The organism is Cupriavidus sp. 2TAF22 (assembly GCF_052115045.1).
GTDB lineage: Bacteria > Pseudomonadota > Gammaproteobacteria > Burkholderiales > Burkholderiaceae > Cupriavidus.
Genome location: NZ_JBFRFX010000030.1, coordinates 16,176 through 32,912, shown reverse-complemented (window position 1 = coordinate 32,912; position 16,737 = coordinate 16,176). Strand labels below are relative to the sequence as shown.

Genomic DNA, 16,737 nt, shown 5'->3' with positions numbered 1-16,737 from the left:
CCGCCGCTCAGGTAACGCTTCCACTAGGACTTCCCCCTGCGGCCTCCGCGACTTTGATCAGTTCGTCAATGAGGGCCTTCGCGCAGCCGGGAAGCCCGTCTAAATCCCGAGCAATCACTACGCGCTCGCGTATGACCCATGGCTCGTTGAGTTCCAGGATTTCCAGCTTCATCGTCCGACGATGGCGAAGGGCCGCCGATAGCGGAAGGATATCAATGCCAACCCCGGCTTCTATCATCCGGCACATGGCCTCAAAACTACGAATCTGAATTCGAATTTGCAGTTTGCGCCGCTCGTCGCGGACGAGGTCGGTAAGGAACGAACGCGTGAAGGGTGCTTCCTTCATGCATGCTTACATGCTCATACTCTAGTGTGTCAAGAAGCGAAACATTCGACTTTTCCATCAGAGGATGCCCCGCAGGAGTCACCAACGCCAACTTGTCCGTACTGAAATGGACGACCTCAAGACCCTCCGCGTTTAGCGGTCCGGAGATAATTCCCAAATCGGCGCTAGCGTCCAATACCCCTCGAATAATGTCTCGCGTCTGGCGCTCTTGGAGGTCCACTGTGACCGCCGGTCGCCCTGCCATAAAGTGGGCAAGCACCTCGGGCATGAATTCCGTGACTGCGGTTGTATTCGCAAAGATGCGTATATGGCCAACGGAATCCTTGGAGAATTCCTCAAAGTCGCTGCGCACGTGTTCGAACTGGCGCTCGATGACCCGCCGGAGACAAAAATGCCTTTTTCGCCCCGCGCGATAGGTTTTCTTCTTCTGCGATACGTGCAAACAGCCGAAGGTCAGCGAAATCAAAGTGCATGAGAACTCCTTCAATATAACTGTATCAAGGCGTAGGAGTGAACCCTGATTTCCCAGGCTCCGACGACATGGAGGGCAGTGATCATCAATCCAAACGACAAAGCACTCGACTGATCTGCCCGTGAACCACCGGTTGAAATGGCACTGGCTGCTGAGGGAGGCACGGCAAGGCCGCGCGTGCGCATCCGATTCCGGCACGATTGAAACGCTAGCTTAGCGGAATGAGGCCGTACTCGCGACCTGCCTCGATGGTGAGTTTCTCTATGAGAGTCTGGATCTCTTGCCTGAGAACTCGCATCCCCCTTGTGACTGGCCGGTTCGAAGCTTCTGCAAGCATGAGCCGAGTCTCCAGCACCGGGTTCTCTATCGCGACTTCGGTGACTTTCCCTTGCTGGAACTCGGTCAAGTAAGCCGGACGAGCAAGCACGGTCGACGCCAGGCCTTCAACAACCAGTTCCTTTGCCAATGCCAGCGTGTCAACTTCATAGACGACGTTTAGCGTAATGCCAGCATGTCCTGCTGCAAGTTCTAGGGTACGGCGGAGCCCGTGATTCTTGCTCGAGAGCGTCAGAGGCAATCCATCCAGATCGGCGATTGAAATAGCGTTCTTCCGCTTGTTTGGTATCTTGGCGCCTGGATGTGTTACTAGGAAAAGCCGGGCCGCGCCAATCGCGTCAACGGCAACCGTTGCCGAGCGGCGAGCATCATGCAACACAGCGATGTCGAGTCTGCCGTCCACGAGCCATTCGTGGACGTAGCCGCTGTATCCCGAGACGATATTCACACTGAGCTTGGGGTACTTCTCCTGAACTAACTTCAGGAGCCTGAGGCCCATCAGGTTACATATCGTGGGAGTCAAACCGAGGATTACGGTCCCTTGTGGAGCTTCATGTACCGACTGCAAATCTCCAGCGATTGCTTCGAGCTGCCGAACCAGAGGCTTGGCTCTGGAAAGGAGAAGCTCGCCCTCTGGGGTAAGGGATACCCCGCGGCCATGCCTGTAGAGGAGACGAACCCCGCACTCGTCTTCCAGCTTTTGTATCTGGCGCCCGAGCGCGGGCTGCGCGATTCCGAGTACTGCAGCCGCCTTCGAGAAACTTCCAAAGTCAGCCACCTGCATCAGTAGTTCCAAGCGCCGAAGGTCCATCGCGACTCCCAGATAATATCGGCATAGCTTATCACCACCTATCGTTTTTTGGGGTCCCCTCACTCCCGCCGCGTCACAATTCCGCGATCGTTTGGCACTATCTGGTGCCAGCAGGGCCGCGCTCCATACATGCGCTACACGCTAGGCGCTGTCCATCCCGACTAACCGACGGGTTGATTCATTGAACGTTTCCGATGCAAACGTACTTCTTCTCGAGGTATTCCTCAATCCCGTACATCGAGCCTTCTTTCCCAAAGCCAGACTCCTTGACGCCGCCGAAAGGCGCGACCTCCGTTGAAACAGCGCCTTCATTAATACCAACAATGCCGAAATCGAGCGCCTCGGAGATGCGTAGTGCACGATTCAGATCCTTGGTGTAAAAGTAGGCCGCCAATCCGTAGGGCGTGCCGTTTGCAATCTGGACCGCTTCGGCATCGTCTGAGAAGCGTTGTACTGCTACGACCGGCCCGAAGATCTCTTCTCGAGAGATTTCCATGTTGGAAGTCACGTCCGTCAACACTGTTGGGGCGTAGAACAACGGTCCGGCTTTGTGCTGATGGCCGCCCGCTAGCACAGTCGCGCCGCCGTCCACGGCCTCCTTGACGAGCCTGCCGACCTTGTGGATCGCCTTCTCGTCGATGAGCGGGCCGAGTTGAGATTCAGGCTCGAAGCCATCCCCCATTGTCATGCCAGACACTGCCGCGGAGAGCTTGGCAACAAACTCGTCGTGGCACGAGGTATGCACCAAGAATCGATTTGCACAGACACAAGTCTGACCTGCATTGCGGAACTTCGAGGCCATGGCGCCCACGACGGCAGCATCAAGATCGGCGTCCTCAAACACGATGAACGGAGCATTGCCGCCGAGTTCCAGAGACAGCTTCTTGACCGTTTCAGCAGCGGCGGCCATCAGCATCTTGCCGACAGGCGTGGAGCCGGTAAACGACAGTTTGCGGACCGCCGGGTTGCTCAGCAACTCTCCGCCAATCTCGGCGGCTTCTCCGGTCAGTACCGAGATTGTGCCTGGAGGAAAGCCAGCCTCTTCGGCCAGTACACAAAGCGCCAACGCAGAGAAGGGAGTCTGCTGTGCAGGTTTGAGGACAACAGTACATCCGGCTGCCAGAGCAGGACCTACCTTGCGCGTTACCATAGCCGACGGAAAATTCCAGGGTGTAATTGCCGCGCAGACACCGACGGGCTGCTTGGTTACGGAGATGCGCTGCGAGGATTTTGGCGCAAGAATCGTATCGCCATATACGCGCTTCGCTTCTTCCGCGAACCACTCGAGATAGGCAGCCGCGTAGTCGATCTCCGCGCGCGATTCGGCAAGTGGCTTGCCTTGCTCGGCGGTCATGATCACTGCAAGATCCTCTTTGTGCTCGAGCACTAGCTCGTACCATCTGCGGATCAGCGCCGCACGCTGCTTGCCCGTCAGTCGCTTGAACTCATGAAACGCGAGTTCGGCTACGCCAATGGTTTCCTTGGTCTGAGCAGCAGATATATTGGGCACATAGCCAATAACCTCTCCGGTCGATGGATTCCGAACTTCCAGGGCTTCATTCCCACAGGGATTCCACCTGCCCGCAAGGTATGCGGCTTCTCGGAAGAGATCGGGGCGAGAGAGTTTCATGTCGTATCCTTGATTTGGCTCTTGCCGCATGGCCCACGGACCAGTATTGGTCTTTCGGGCTCGGCGCAACGTTTCATCCTAGGCGGTGTGATCTGATCTACCTGCCTGCCAGGCGTGTCTCATATACAGAACCGAGCGCGGATGTTCCCTCGTTGCGCAGTTCCTACGTCGAGACCTGATTCATCTGATTTAATTGCCGGATCGTTCGACGGCCGCCACCTCCGATTTCGTGCCGGGAAGGATGGCAGAGAGGCTCGACTGCACCTCAATGAAATAGGGGCGTCGAGCATCCAGACCACGCGCAATGGCGGCGTCGATCTCTTCCAGCTTCGTGAGGCGCTCCGCCTCAACACCGAACGAACGGGCGATCCCTATGAAGTCCGGATTGCTTAGTGTCGTCCCGACGTGGCGACCCGGATAGGTCTTTTCTTGGTGCACACGAATGGAGCCATAACAATTGTTGTTAGACAGAATAAAGAGGATCGGCAGATTCCGTTCCACCGCAGCAATGATTTCATTTCCCGTCATCAGGAAGCCACCGTCCCCAACTAGGCACACGACAGTATGATCCTTCAACCGCAGTTGAGAGGCCACCGCCGACGGCGTACCATAACCCATTGCGCCGGAGAGAGGAGCCATCAGGCGCTGCGGGAAAACAAACGGGAAGTGCCGGTAGACAGGAGCTGCGAACGTGCCCGCGTCGAGACAGACAATGGTGTTCTTGGGGGCAACATTGGCAAGCCTTTCCACCACCTTTACAAAGGGTACACCGTCGCTCGCCTGGAGCAGAGGCCAAGCGGAGATTCGTTTGTGGATAGCCCCCAGATTGCCTGCCCATTCCATGCGTTCACTCGGGATCGAGGTGCACGCGCAATTTGCGAGCTGTGCCGCGAACAGTTCGGGGTCGCACAGGAGCCCAATGTCGGGAGCGAAATGAAGGCCGACTATATGCTCATCCGGATAAACGTGAACAAGGTTCTGATGGGGTTTCGGAAGCGCGGGAAACGTATAGCCCTGGCTCGTGATATCGCCAAGACGAGTACCCAGTGCGATGATCAGGTCGCTCGTCCCAAACGCTTCGATCTGGTCCTTCGGGTTGGCGAGACCCAACTCGCCAACGAACAACTGGTGCGTGCAAGGGAAAATGTCGTGCTGCCGGAAAGAGACCGCGACCGGGACATGAAACTTCTCCGCAAGATTCTGCAGCGCATGGCGCCCGGCTGGCGAATCCAACGCACCACCTGCGATAATCAGCGGACGTCTAGCGTGGTCCAGCAACGCCGCGACCTTGGCCAGGGATTCTTCTGTTGGTACCACAGCTTCGTGCCGGACTGCCTGCCAGACTGGCTGTACAACTTCCTGCTGCTGGATATCCTCCGGCACGACCATTACGACAGGACCCGGCGTGCCCGAAGTCGCAATGCGGATCGCCTTAAACGCCGCGTCCGCCAGCTTGGCCGGGTCGGTCACTTCGACCACCCACTTCGCGATTGACCCAAACATCTGCTGATAGTCGATTTCTTGAAAGGCCTCCTTTCGGAGATCCGCCTTTGGAATCTGGCCGACCACAAGGATCAGTGGTATGGCGTCCTGCTGGGCAGTGTGGACGGCAATCGATGCATTAGTGGCGCCCGGACCGCGGCTTACCATCACAACGCCAGGCCGGCGGGTCAACCGGCCATCGGCGCATGCCATGAAGCCGGCCCCGCCTTCATGCCGGCAAGTTATGACATCAATCTCCGGAAATTCATTGAGGGCATCCAGGATGCCTAGGTAGCTTTCACCGGGCACGAGAAACACCCGATCAATACCATTGGCGGCAAAGACAGAGAGCATCGAGTGGGAAGAGGTAGCGGTCTTAGTGCGTGTCATTTTTCCGTGCAGCGTGTGCTGCGTCTCCATGGAGTTGCTATGGCCTTATTCTTCTACCGATCTGGCTATCCATCAATTGGTTGGCTTTTATATCAGCTATGCTTTTTAGGCACCACTTAGATCGGAACCTTGCCAGGACATTGCCCGGGCCGTATTCCTCAACTACCTTCAGTGCTTCGGTGGCGCAGTCTCGCAGAAGCTTGGTCGATCGACATAAAGATCAAGCCAGGCCCCCAGAGAGGGATACTCCTTTCGCCACTCAATGTCCGGGCACCGAAAAGAGAGGTAGTCCAGAGCACAAGCCACGGAAATGCTGCCGAGGTTTGTATGCGAAGGGAGCCAGCGCTCCGCCAGCACCCCCACGCTACGTCGAATCGTCTCCTCCCTCCGGAGAAGCCAGGGCTGCGTATCAGTTCTTCGCGCCTCAAGAAAGAAAGCCATCGTAGCGCCCATGACTCCGTCGGCTATCGCTTGCAGCCTAAGCACGTCGATTCGTGGTTCAAAGGCTCGCGGAATCAGAGACTCGATCGGTGACAGTCCATCCAGGTACTCACAGATCAGTGGACTGTCGAACAATGACCCGTTACCGCGCTGCAAGGTCAGCACCTCGGCCAGAGGATTCAGGGAAAGCAGCTCGGCGCCGTTCCCGTTGGGATTCACTACGACCTCGTCGATGATGTCGAGCAAGCCTTTCTCACGCACCGCAACCCGCACTTTCCTGGCATATGGCGAGTCGGGACTGTAGAGCAGCTCCATTATCGCTGCCGGTTTCCGGGTACCGGCATCGGCTTTGCCACCCATCGGTTCCGCACGCTAAGCGGCATCACCACGGCATACCGGCCACACGCCATCGCCCCCCTGCTAACGGCTCGCGAAGCGCCTCGCAGGATAGTGCGCGGTTCTGCACCCGATCGCACGCTCTGACTATCCTGGAAATTCCCATACGTTCTCTACGCTACCTATGCAATTGGAAGCCGGTGCTCGCCACCGAGGAAGGTGAGACGGGCGCCGCACGCTTACCGCCAATTTGGTACAAGCGCAACGAACTTGCAATGGCATATTGTCTATAGCAGTTAGACCGTTTCAGCATGGGGATGGCGATCTGTCGAACCAAAGATGCCGTAAAATCACTACGGATCTGGCGCGGGAGTCGCTTGCCCGTCTTTGGCGGCGGCTTTCGCTTCCGTCGTTTGACCCATCTTTGCATTTTTGGCTGACCCACAGCTTCCGCCTGAGGTCCTAGATCCGCCGCGTAGGTGGTGTCGCCAAGCCAGGTCACCGGCACTTGCAAAATACGGGGCAGGCTCGCATGCAAGTCAACACCCGAGAGACCACTGCAGGTTCGACGCGCTACTGGCGATTGCCGCTGCGCCAGACGGCCCGATGCTGGCGAAGCGCGGCTCGCGCTGTACTGGCCCGGTGCTCGTCGATCCAGGCGTACTTCACCGTGCCCCCTTCGCAAAGTACGCCGTCGCTCGGTGTAGGTCGCAACTATCCGCATAGGGGGCGACAGCCTCGGTTGGCCCCGTTAGGAACCTGACATTGCCCACAAGTTGCGGTCGGAAAAGCGTGAACGGCCGCTTCGGCCGACAACGCGACGGACACGGTCGGCACGCGAGGGGCCGTTGTCTGGGCGAAGGCGACATTCAAATGTCCATATAGTGGCGCGGACCACTGGCCGTAGATGGCCGGAAAGGGACCACGGTCATCTGGGAGTCGGGGCGCCTTAGCGTCGAGATCGGCCGTGCGGAGCGTGCCTCCGCCAGGAGAGCGCCGCGGCTGAGCAGCAAGAGCGCGGCCTCACCCACGCCGCGTGCCGCGGGACTATCGCGCCGCAGTCGATTCGCGCTCGAACTCGCGGATCACCGGGTTGCCAAGGATGGCATCCCTTCCCGCTTCGATCAGGCTATCGACGTCTTTCTCGGGCAGACGAAGTCTGGTCGGCAGATCGTTCAGACTTGCAGCACGCTCCTTGTCGAGGACCTCAAACGATATCCGCGTGACGAAGAAATCGACTTCGTCGCACCGCCAGCCTGGGAGGCGTGCAGCGATCTCCTGCTGCCGAGAATACGGCATCCCACACCGATAGGCCAAGAGGTCGTCGCGCCACTGCTGCATCATGGGAACGAAGGCGTCATAGCTCATTCGAACGTTGGTCGCCATTGCCGCGTCGATGGCCGCGCTTGCGACTTCGATTCCGGATGGGCCAATCTGGCTTTGGTTCAAATCGCCGCGCGGGCCCTGACCGGCGTCAACAACGATGAAAAGTAGCCGCCGCACCTTGATCGCGTCGTTCTCGCTCATGGGACCATAAGCCGTGCCCAGCAGCAGGCGCGATTGTAGAATGGTAGCCAATCCGTAGTTGTCGGACACCCCGCCGTCGACCAGCTTGATGTACTTTCCCTTCGACGTGTCCCTGAGACCGCGAACGGCGTTTGCCAACGCGCCACGCAGCAGCGATCGCCCAGGCGCCTGGGCGTGGTCAAGGTTCGGCAGCGGTGCGCTACAAGCCTCGGGATGCTTTTGAAGGACGATCGGTGCGAAGAAGAGCGGGACCGCCATGGATGCGGCGACGGCCTCGGAAACGGGAAAGCTCGCAAGATCACTGCATAGCGCATCGAATGCCAACTGGCTGAACGGAAACGCGACCCGGTAGTAGACGTTCGTGGCATTGATCCAAACGATTGGCTTGCCGCGGCGGAACATGTCGGCGTACGTCGCGCCCTTGAACACGTCTTCGTCGAGCCATGTCTGGAGATCTTCCCGATCGTTGAGCCCCCCCGCGAAGAGGCGTGCAACGTTGACCGGATTCAGGAGACTGAAGCGAAGTCCCGCCTCTCCGTTCTTCAGGAGCACTGATCGAAAGGTCGCCAGGCTGGCCGTGCCGTGCAGACCGTAGTACGCAGCGGTGATGGAGCCTCCGGACACGCTGCTAATGAATGCGACGTCGTCGAGCAGGGACGCGCCCCCAGGACCTCTCATGGCGTTGAGCCCCTGCAGCGCCCCGAAGGCGAAGGCTGCGGCTCGCGTGCCACCGCCAGAGAACGACATGGCGATGGCTGTCTGGTCGACGACGTCGATGGGTTCGCGCATGGCCGCGGATGCGCTGCCAGCCGCGGCCTGAGGCAGATTGCGCGGAGCATTGTGAGGAAGCGACCCGCAGGCACTGAGTCCCGCAAGTAGAAGTAGCATCAGCGTGTGGTAGGCCCTGCCGCAGGCGCGTCGCTCACTCCCTGCCCCCCATTTGCCAAGGCAGGCTGCTTTTGTGGCGAAGAGTGTGGTCATGTCGAAACTCACATTGGACGAGGTCAGGAACGTGCTCGGCGTGGTGGCGGCCCGCAGAAAGGGGGGATCGTTCTTTTGCTGCAAGTTGATACGGTCGCGCTCCCAAATTTCCTGTGAATCAACGATTTGCGAAAGACTCGACATTCTCGATATAAAGGGAAGTCGGAAAGCCTCGCTGCGAGAGGCTTTCCGGACGGTCGCCGTATCAATCTGCAGCAAAGGGACGATCACCCAAAATCGCCTGATGCAGACGTTCGCGCCCCGCCCGAAGGGCAGGCGTCCGGCGGGCCAGTGAATGGTCTAGAGGACAATACCGTGCTCTGTCGTTGGTTCGAGGACATCGCTCTTCTCGCCAAGCATGTCCATGAGCTCGCTTTCGATCTTCCAGCTGATCTGCGCCATGGGCACGTCATTGGGGTTTCCTTCGAACGGGTTTTCCGTGCTTTCACCCACCTGCTCCAGCACTAGGTACATCCACGAGATCATCGTGCTGAATGGAATGACCAGCCAGATCATATTGCCATGCATGACGCCTGAAACGCTGTCATTGAGCTTTTCGAACTCCGTAAGAATGCCGAAGGGCAGCAGCAGGCAAAAGGTACGGACAAAGAGCTTGTTTATGACCTCGTATTGCCTGGGATATGGATAGTCCTTGACACGCTCTGCCCTTCCTTGCTGCGCGAAGAGGCCCCTGATTGATCCAACGAATTCCAGATAGAAGGCATTGCTGATCTCGCCGACATCAAGCAACCGCCTGATTGTTGCCGCTTGCGTTCCCAGCAAGCGGGTTGTCCTGCTCTCGGCGTGCAGAACCGAGTCGAGTTCGGCCAGTGGCAGATAGCGCGCAAGCGCCAGTTCCAATGGCGTCTCCCACTCGGGAACCCGGTAGTATTTCCGGTACTCCACATTGGCTACCTTGCCCGCATTTTCCCAGATGCGTGGGCTTCTCAGTTGATAGCGGAGTGCCGTCAGCCACGCGCAATGCCGGAGAATCAGTTCTCGCCCCGCCGCCGGTCCTGCCGGAAAGTCCCGGCTCATCACACCCAGACTCCGGCTGCCATTCAGGATGTCAGTCCAGATCTGCTGTGCCTCCAGGGCCCTGCCGTAGGTCTGCACGTTCCTGAAACCCACGATGAATGACGTGGCCGTGCCCAGCAGCACCACAACGGAGACCGGGATCGACAGCCATTTCACCCCGAGGAACTGGTAGAGGAAAACGGGCAGCGAACTGCATGCGAGGGAGGCATAGAGTTGCCGTCTCGACCAGAGCGTGAATTCGAATAATGTGTACGATTTTCCCAAGTGCATGATGCGCATCTCGCGGCAGTGTGGCAGAACGCAGGCCGAGTATCAGTGGGCGGAGGCCGCGGTGCCGGACATGGCCCCCTTGTCGGGCTTCGTGAACCAGATCAACGGAATGATGGCGGCGAAGATCACGCCTGAAATCCAGAATATGTCGTTTAGGCCGAGCATGATGGCTTGCGTGTTCAGGCTGCGCTCGAACCAGGCAATGGCTTGCTGGGGGGATAAGCCAAGAGTGGACTGGATCGAATTGATGGCCGCGCCATACAGTGGGTTGTTCGGGCTGGCCTGCTCCACAAGGCGCGCGTGGTGCAGCACGGCCCGGTTGTTCCAGCCGGTCGTGGCCAGCGACGTGCCCACTGCGCCACAGAACACCCTGACGAAGTTGGACAGGCCGGCGGCGGCCGGCATTTTTTCCGGCGGCAGGCCCGACAGGATGATTGCCGTCAGCGGGACGAAGAACAGCGCGGTTGGAATGCCTTGCAGCAATGTCGGCAGTACAAGCGTGAAAGTGTCTACGCCGATGCTGTACTGCGAGCGCATGAAGAACACGCCGGCAAAGCCGAGGAAGGAAAGTGTGGCGAGGACGCGCAGGTCCGACCTGGGCAGGATCTTGCCCACCACCGGCGCAAGCAGAACGGCAAAGATGCCCAGCGGCGCCATCGCCAGACCGGCGTCGACGGCGGGGTATGCCAGGTATTGCTGCATCCACTGAGGCAGGACGACCAGGTTAGCAAAGAAAACGGCGAAGGCCACCGAGATGGCGACCGTACCGGTCAGGAAATTGCGGCCCTTGAACAGGCGCAGGTCGACGATCGGATTCGCTTCGGTCAGTTCCCAGATCACGAAGAAAAGGAAGCTGAGCAGCGCGACGATGGCAAGGGTGACAATGACCGGCGAGCTGAACCAGTCCAGGTCCTTGCCCTTGTCGAGCATGATCTGCAGCGACGCTACCCAGGTGATGAGCGAGGCCAGGCCCACGAGGTCGATCGGCAGCTTGCGCGTCGGCGTTTCGCGGTCACGGTAGATCGCCCAGGTGACGGCTGCAGCGAACAGTCCGACAGGGACATTGATGTAGAAGATCCACGACCACGAATAGCTGTCGGTCATCCACCCGCCCAGGGCCGGGCCGGCGATGGGCCCAACCGTGGCCGTCATCGCCCACAGCGCAAGTGCCACGGCATTCTTCTCCTTGGGATAGGAGGACAGCAGGATCGATTGCGAGAGCGGAATCAGGGGGCCCGCTACCACGCCCTGCAATATGCGCGCGGCCAACAGCATGGCCAGGTTGGGTGCGATGCCGCACAGCCACGACGACAGCACGAACATGAGGATGGCACCCACGAACAGGCGGATCTGGCCGACGCGCTGGGTTAACCAGCCGGTCAGCGGTATTGCCACGGCGTTAGCGGCGGCGAACAGTGTAATGACCCAGGTGCCTTCGTCCACGGAGACGCCAAGGTTGCCGGAAATCGTCGGGATCGCGACGTTGGCGATCGACGAGTCCAGCACGTTCATGAAAGTGGCGAGAGCCACGGCGAAGCTACCCGCTACAAGTTTGGCTCCGGTCAATGGGATTGGCACGAGTGTGGTCTGGGCTTGGGACTGCATGATGCGTTCGCGGGTTGGATGTGACGAGTGATATAACCGTTGCGTCAGCTCTATGAGCAGAGGCAGGCCATTGCCGGAGCGCGCTGCCTATGCGGCTGGCGACTCGGCGCGATGTGCTGACGCGCCTGGGGCCGCTTGCATACTGCGCCGTGCCGGGTGGGGTCCGGCCTTCTGCTTTTGTTGCGCCGCGTGTTCAGCCGCCAGTTCCGCGCTGGCTGTACCGTTACGGTTCTGCGAGACGATCCGCGCGATTTCGCGATCGGCTTCCTCGCCGAAGCGCTGGAACACGTCGGTGCGATAGGTCGTGCGGTACGGCGCTTCGTTACCACTGCGGCTGCCACTCGCGAGGCGCAAGCCGTCTTCCTTGCGCGTTTTCACGTCGATCTGCATCGACAGACCGATTTGCAACGGATGCTCGCGCAACTCCGCCGGATCGAGCTGAACGCGCACGGGCACGCGCTGCACCACCTTGATCCAGTTGCCGGTGGCATTCTGCGCGGGTAGGGCCGAGAACGCGTTGCCGGTGCCGGCCGAGAAGCCCACCACCTTGCCGTGGTAGGTCACATTGCTGCCATACAGGTCGGCATGCAGTTCAACCGGCTGGCCGATGTGGATGTGCTGGAGCTGAACTTCCTTGAAATTGGCGTCGACCCACACGCCGTCGAGCGGCACAATGGCCATCAGCGGGTTGCCGGGGGCCACGCGCTGGCCAACCTGCACGGAGCGGCGCGCCACGTAGCCGGTGACGGGCGCGGGAAGTGTGTTGCGAGCATGGGCCAAGTAGGCTTCCCGCACTTTGGACGCGGCGGCCAGGACGCTGGGATGGTCGGCAACGGTGGCCTGGTCTGTCAGTGTATGGTTGGAGGCAAGCTGCTGACGCGCGGTCTCGAGCGCGGCTTCGGCGGCCTTGAGTGCGTCGCGGGCGTGGGCGACGTCTTCGGCGGCCACCGCACCGGATTCGACAACCTCGGTGCGGCGGCGCAGATCGTCCTTTGCGCGAGCGAGGTCGGTCTGGCGCTGCTGCACCGTCGCGGCCAGTACATTGTTGTTGAGATAGAGCGCGCTAACTTGCCGCACGGTCTGGCCAAGCGCTGCCTCGGCATTGGCGAGCGCAATCTTTGCATCGGCAGCGTCGAGCGTGACTATGGGCTCRCCGGCCTTGACGATCTGTGTATCGTCGGCGTTGACTGCTACCACCGTGCCGCTCACTTGCGGCGTGAGTTGGATCAGGTTGCCATTGACATAGGCGTCATCGGTTTCCTCGTGGAATCGAGCCACTGTGTAGTAGTACACGCCGTAGCTGGCTGCCGCGAGCGCTGTGGTTAAGCCGACCAGGGCAAGCAGGTGCTTGCGGGTGTCCTTGCTGGCGGGCCGGGTGCCGGCGGTTGACTGGGCGCTGATCTGTTCAGCGGCGGGGGCGGAATTGGTCGTTTCGTGCATGGCGTCACCTGTTCGTGTTCACTGAAAGCGGAATCAGCGGGCGAGCGCCGCTTGTCCGGTCGAGTAAAAGGTATCCGTATAGCCGCCGCCCAGCGCAGCGGCCAACGCGACCTGCCGGTCGCGACGCGTCATGCGCAGGTTGGCGAGTATCTGCCTGCTGGCCAACGCGTTGGTCTGTGCATTCAGCACCGTCAGTTGCGTGGTCAGGCCAGCCTTGTATTGCGCCAGCGCCAAGGTCAGAGCGCGTTGCGCGGCGGTATCGGTACGCACGGCATTGTCGATCTGCGTGTCGATAGCACGGATGTCCGAGAGTTGCGTGGCAACATCGGTCAAGGCATTGACCAGAGTCTCGTTGTAGTTGGCCACGGCGAAGTCGAATTCGGCATAGCGGCCCTTGAGTTGGGCGCGCAGTGCTCCTCCGTCGAAGATCGGCAGGTGAATCGCAGGCCCAAACGAGGCGGTGCGACTGGCGGCCCGCAGGAAGCGGCCCCAGCCAAAGGCATCGAGGCCGATCATGGCGCTCAGGTTGATGTCCGGATAGAACTCGGCCTTGGCCACCTTGATGTCGTGAAGGATCGCGTCCACGCGCCAGCGCGCGGCGACGATATCCGGGCGCCGCGAAACCAGATCGGCCGGCAGGTTGTCGGGTAGGCGGACGTCGTCGCCGACTTCGAGGGCCGGACGGTCGATCGCCATGCCGCGGTCCGGGCCCTGTCCGAGCAATGCGCCCAGCTGGTAGCGCGTGCGCTGGATGCCGCCGGCTAGCGAGGACAACGCAACTGCGCTTGCGGCCAGGTTGGCTTCCGCGGTGCGCTTTTCGACCTCGGTATCCAGGCCCATGGTGACGCGCCCGTTGGACACGCGCAGCACTTCGCGGCGCTGCTTCACTTCATCCTTGGCGATGTCATGCAGCGCGTAGAGGCGCGCTAGTTCGTTATAGGCACGGGCAATTGCGCTGCTGAGTGCCAGCTTGACCTGTTCCGCCTCGGCCTCGCTGGCACGCAGCGCGGACACCGCAGACTTGAGCGCCTCCCGGTTTTTGCCCCACAGGTCGAGTTCATACGATGCATTAATGAAGCCCTTGTTCTCGGACTGCCACGAGCCAGCGAAGGGGGGCGGTATCAGCGTACTTTCCGAAAAGCGCTGGCGCGTCCAGGAGTAACCGGCACCCACTTGCGGCAATGTGTTGGCGTTGGCGCCTTCGCTGAACGCGGTAGCGGCGGCCACGCGGGCACGGGCCTTTTCGAGCGAAGGGCTGCCGATCAGCGCCTCGTCGATCAGCGCTTTGAGTTGCGTGTCGCCGAACTGGCCGGCCCAGTCGGCTGAGGGCCAGCGGCCTTGCTCGGCGGGGATGCTCTGCGTGGTGGCGTAGCTGGTGGCGTCGGTGATGTGCTTGTCGCTCTTGATGCCGGCATAGTTGGCACAGCCGGCCAACGCGGCGACCATCAGCGCGGAAACGGCGGGTCCGGCGAAGCGGCGCGCTCGATGATGGCGCTGCGATGCGACGATCAGCAGATCGCGGCGCGAGGGAATCGTTGTCGACATGCTCATGATCCTGCTCAGGTGTTGTGTCGAATGGCAAAGAGCCGCCCCCCGGTCGCGTGCGGACCGACGGATCGTCTCTCTTGGAAAACAGGGAGCGCGGCAGGAACACTGCGGTGGAGTCATTCCTATCCGCAGAAGATGCACCGGCGTTGCCGGTGCCTGCGCGAACGGCTCTTCTACTTCACCGGGGTCAGGATCGGTGCGCCCTTGTTCTTGAGCAGGAAAACGACAAACCTGGCCGGCTGCGTGGAACTGGCATTACGTCCGACGGTATGGATGTCGTTGCGGCCCTTCGTGGAACGTATCGCCAGCCTTGAGCGTCACCTCCTTGCTGCCCTTAACCCCCATGACGATGCTGCCCTCGATCACATAAATGAAGGCGTGCCCGTGGTGACGGTGCACGGGATCGACACTGCCTGGCGGATACTCCACGACGATCATCTGGGCTTCCTTGCCCGGATATTCGGGCAACAGCTCCGTGGCCAGCGGCGTGACTTTGGCCTCCGGCTCGGCGACTGCCGGCTGTGCAACCAGCAGGCACGACAACATCAGGGGTGCCGCAATCGAAATGACGCCCCTTCATGGCATTACTCCAGATTGGCCTTGTCGAGCCCGAACATTTTGTCCAACGAGCCCGGCACCATGCGAAACGCTACGTTCAGGCGATTCCAGTTATTGATCGCGCCCACGAGGAACGTGAGATCTGACAGCTCCTTTTCGGAATACTGAGTGCGTACTCGTTCGTAGATATCATCCGACACGCCTTGGGCGGGAAGCTGGGTCAACACCTCGGTCCATTCCAGCGCGGCGCGCTCGCGCGGCGAGAACAGTGTCGACTCGCGCCAGACCATCACGTGATACAGGCGCAGTTCGCGCTCGCCGTGGATCTTCGCCGTTTTGATATGCATGTCGACGCAAAATGCGCAGCCGTTGAGCTGTGACGCGCGAATCTCCACGAGTTCGCGGATCTGCGACTCGATAGTCGTTTTCGCAAACAGCGCGCCAAGCTCCACGAGCTTTTTTGTCAGTTCCGAGGAGTGCTGAAAGTAGTTGAGGCGTTGCGTCATGATCTTTGTTCCTGAGCTGGAGGGGTTGTGTTCGCCGAACCTGCGTCGAACAATTTGCCGCAGGACCTGCTTGGGATGCATCGTAGCCGTCCATCGGGGGGGGCAGTAGTACCGGCAAGGTGCGCACTCTGTTGCCGCTTCGACACCAATCTGTCCGCCAGGCATTGAAGATAACCACGAACTTTTACCGCAGTCGATGGCATGCATCGAGGTCCAATGCTCAGCCCGAAACCGTGACAACGCTGCGTATCCCCTCACGGGCCATCTTTGCATACGGGCAGAGGCGCTCCGTATTGCGAACGAGCTCTTCCGCGACATGCCTGTCTACGCCCGGCATACGGACGCTAACGTCGGCAATCAGGGCATAGCCCCCGTCCATAGGATCGCGGCCGAAAGAGACCTCGACCGCAACCGTTGCCCCTTGGATATCAATCCGCTCGCGCTTTGCCAGGAGACTCAGCGCCCCATGAAAGCAAGCGGCGTAGCCGGCGGCAAAAAGCTGCTCGGGATTGGTGCCGCTTCCCGGCCCGCCCAGCGCGAGGGGCAATCGCAGATCGAGGATGAGGTTGTCATCGTCGGATCTCGCGACGCCCGATGCACGGCCGTGTCCGGACTCTCCCCCCGACACCGTGACCGTTGTCGTATAGAGCGCAGTGAATCCTTGCCCCCGGTACTTGTCGAGCAACGTAAGGGGTGGAGGTTGCAATCTCTCGTTGTCCATACGATATCCACCAGGCGCCTGTTGACGAATATTGCATGCTAGGTAAAAGCATGAGACCGCACCAGATCGGCTCGGGACGCACAGTGTTTCCAACTTTGCATCAATCAGACGCTGCGCAGGCAGCCTACATCGGCCTTGGTGCTGGAGAAGGTCGATCAAGGTGGGGTTGGCTGGCAGAAGATCGTAACTTGGCGCCTTGTCGATACACCTTCAGGCGGTATTCGCGGGGGCAGAGTCCGAAGTGTAAAGCCACGCATATCCGCTCTTTGCTGCCAAAGCCGCACTCCCTCGCAACCAGG

The 16,737-nt window shown here is 60.1% G+C and carries 14 protein-coding genes and 1 pseudogene; 1 reads left to right on the top strand and 14 read right to left on the bottom strand.

The features are described from left to right. Nucleotides 1-7: 7 nt before the first annotated feature. Both AB4Z48_RS29035 and AB4Z48_RS29030 read right to left on the bottom strand, forming a co-directional pair. Nucleotides 8-346, bottom strand: a complete 339-nt coding sequence (locus AB4Z48_RS29035) for a LysR substrate-binding domain-containing protein (protein WP_441620386.1) — start codon at nucleotides 344-346, stop codon at nucleotides 8-10. Then, nucleotides 258-614 carry a LysR substrate-binding domain-containing protein gene (locus tag AB4Z48_RS29030; RefSeq protein ID WP_441620485.1) on the bottom strand — a complete coding sequence of 119 codons (357 nt, stop codon included), beginning with the start codon at nucleotides 612-614 and terminating at the stop codon, nucleotides 258-260. The genes AB4Z48_RS29035 and AB4Z48_RS29030 overlap by 89 nt, the downstream gene beginning before the upstream one ends. Nucleotides 615-653: 39 nt before the next feature. Between AB4Z48_RS29030 and AB4Z48_RS29025 the strand changes: the two genes are divergently transcribed. Then, nucleotides 654-821, top strand: a complete 168-nt coding sequence (locus tag AB4Z48_RS29025) for a hypothetical protein (RefSeq protein ID WP_441620491.1) — start codon at nucleotides 654-656, stop codon at nucleotides 819-821. A gap of 205 nt (nucleotides 822-1,026) precedes the next feature. On the opposite strand, the gene AB4Z48_RS29020 is transcribed toward AB4Z48_RS29025, so the two are convergent. The 12 genes and pseudogenes from AB4Z48_RS29020 to AB4Z48_RS28965 form a co-directional block, all read right to left on the bottom strand. After that, nucleotides 1,027-1,950: a LysR family transcriptional regulator gene (locus tag AB4Z48_RS29020; protein WP_441620384.1), complete on the bottom strand. Its 924-nt coding sequence runs from the start codon at nucleotides 1,948-1,950 to the stop codon at nucleotides 1,027-1,029. A gap of 193 nt (nucleotides 1,951-2,143) precedes the next feature. After that, complete coding sequence (locus tag AB4Z48_RS29015; protein WP_441620382.1) at nucleotides 2,144-3,595, bottom strand: NAD-dependent succinate-semialdehyde dehydrogenase; 1,452 nt, start codon at nucleotides 3,593-3,595, stop codon at nucleotides 2,144-2,146. A gap of 189 nt (nucleotides 3,596-3,784) precedes the next feature. Beyond that, nucleotides 3,785-5,497: a thiamine pyrophosphate-dependent enzyme gene (locus AB4Z48_RS29010; protein WP_441620380.1), complete on the bottom strand. Its 1,713-nt coding sequence runs from the start codon at nucleotides 5,495-5,497 to the stop codon at nucleotides 3,785-3,787. A 138-nt stretch (nucleotides 5,498-5,635) separates the two neighbouring features. Further along, complete coding sequence (locus AB4Z48_RS29005) at nucleotides 5,636-6,223, bottom strand: glutathione S-transferase N-terminal domain-containing protein (protein ID WP_441620379.1); 588 nt, start codon at nucleotides 6,221-6,223, stop codon at nucleotides 5,636-5,638. Nucleotides 6,224-7,291: 1,068 nt separating this feature from the next. Further along, complete coding sequence (locus AB4Z48_RS29000) at nucleotides 7,292-8,983, bottom strand: patatin-like phospholipase family protein (protein ID WP_441620377.1); 1,692 nt, start codon at nucleotides 8,981-8,983, stop codon at nucleotides 7,292-7,294. A 69-nt stretch (nucleotides 8,984-9,052) separates the two neighbouring features. Beyond that, on the bottom strand, nucleotides 9,053-10,060 hold the full coding sequence (locus tag AB4Z48_RS28995) for a bestrophin family protein (RefSeq protein WP_441620375.1): 1,008 nt from the start codon (nucleotides 10,058-10,060) through the stop codon (nucleotides 9,053-9,055). A 42-nt stretch (nucleotides 10,061-10,102) separates the two neighbouring features. Continuing rightward, the gene (locus AB4Z48_RS28990; RefSeq protein WP_441620373.1) at nucleotides 10,103-11,665 is read right to left on the bottom strand and encodes a DHA2 family efflux MFS transporter permease subunit; all 1,563 of its coding nucleotides are present in this window, start codon (nucleotides 11,663-11,665) and stop codon (nucleotides 10,103-10,105) included. 87 nt (nucleotides 11,666-11,752) lie between these two features. Next, entirely contained in the window at nucleotides 11,753-13,105 is a 1,353-nt protein-coding gene (locus AB4Z48_RS28985; RefSeq protein ID WP_441620371.1) for an HlyD family secretion protein, read from the bottom strand. Between the two features lie 33 nt (nucleotides 13,106-13,138). Further along, the gene (locus AB4Z48_RS28980) at nucleotides 13,139-14,551 is read right to left on the bottom strand and encodes an efflux transporter outer membrane subunit (RefSeq protein WP_441620483.1); all 1,413 of its coding nucleotides are present in this window, start codon (nucleotides 14,549-14,551) and stop codon (nucleotides 13,139-13,141) included. Nucleotides 14,552-14,826: 275 nt separating this feature from the next. After that, nucleotides 14,827-15,199 (bottom strand): annotated as a pseudogene (locus AB4Z48_RS28975) (cupin domain-containing protein). A gap of 38 nt (nucleotides 15,200-15,237) precedes the next feature. After that, nucleotides 15,238-15,717 (bottom strand): carboxymuconolactone decarboxylase family protein, encoded by a 480-nt coding sequence (locus tag AB4Z48_RS28970; protein ID WP_441620369.1) that lies wholly within the window; start codon nucleotides 15,715-15,717, stop codon nucleotides 15,238-15,240. A 220-nt stretch (nucleotides 15,718-15,937) separates the two neighbouring features. Then, the gene (locus AB4Z48_RS28965) at nucleotides 15,938-16,438 is read right to left on the bottom strand and encodes an Ohr family peroxiredoxin (RefSeq protein WP_441620367.1); all 501 of its coding nucleotides are present in this window, start codon (nucleotides 16,436-16,438) and stop codon (nucleotides 15,938-15,940) included. Nucleotides 16,439-16,737: the final 299 nt, after the last annotated feature.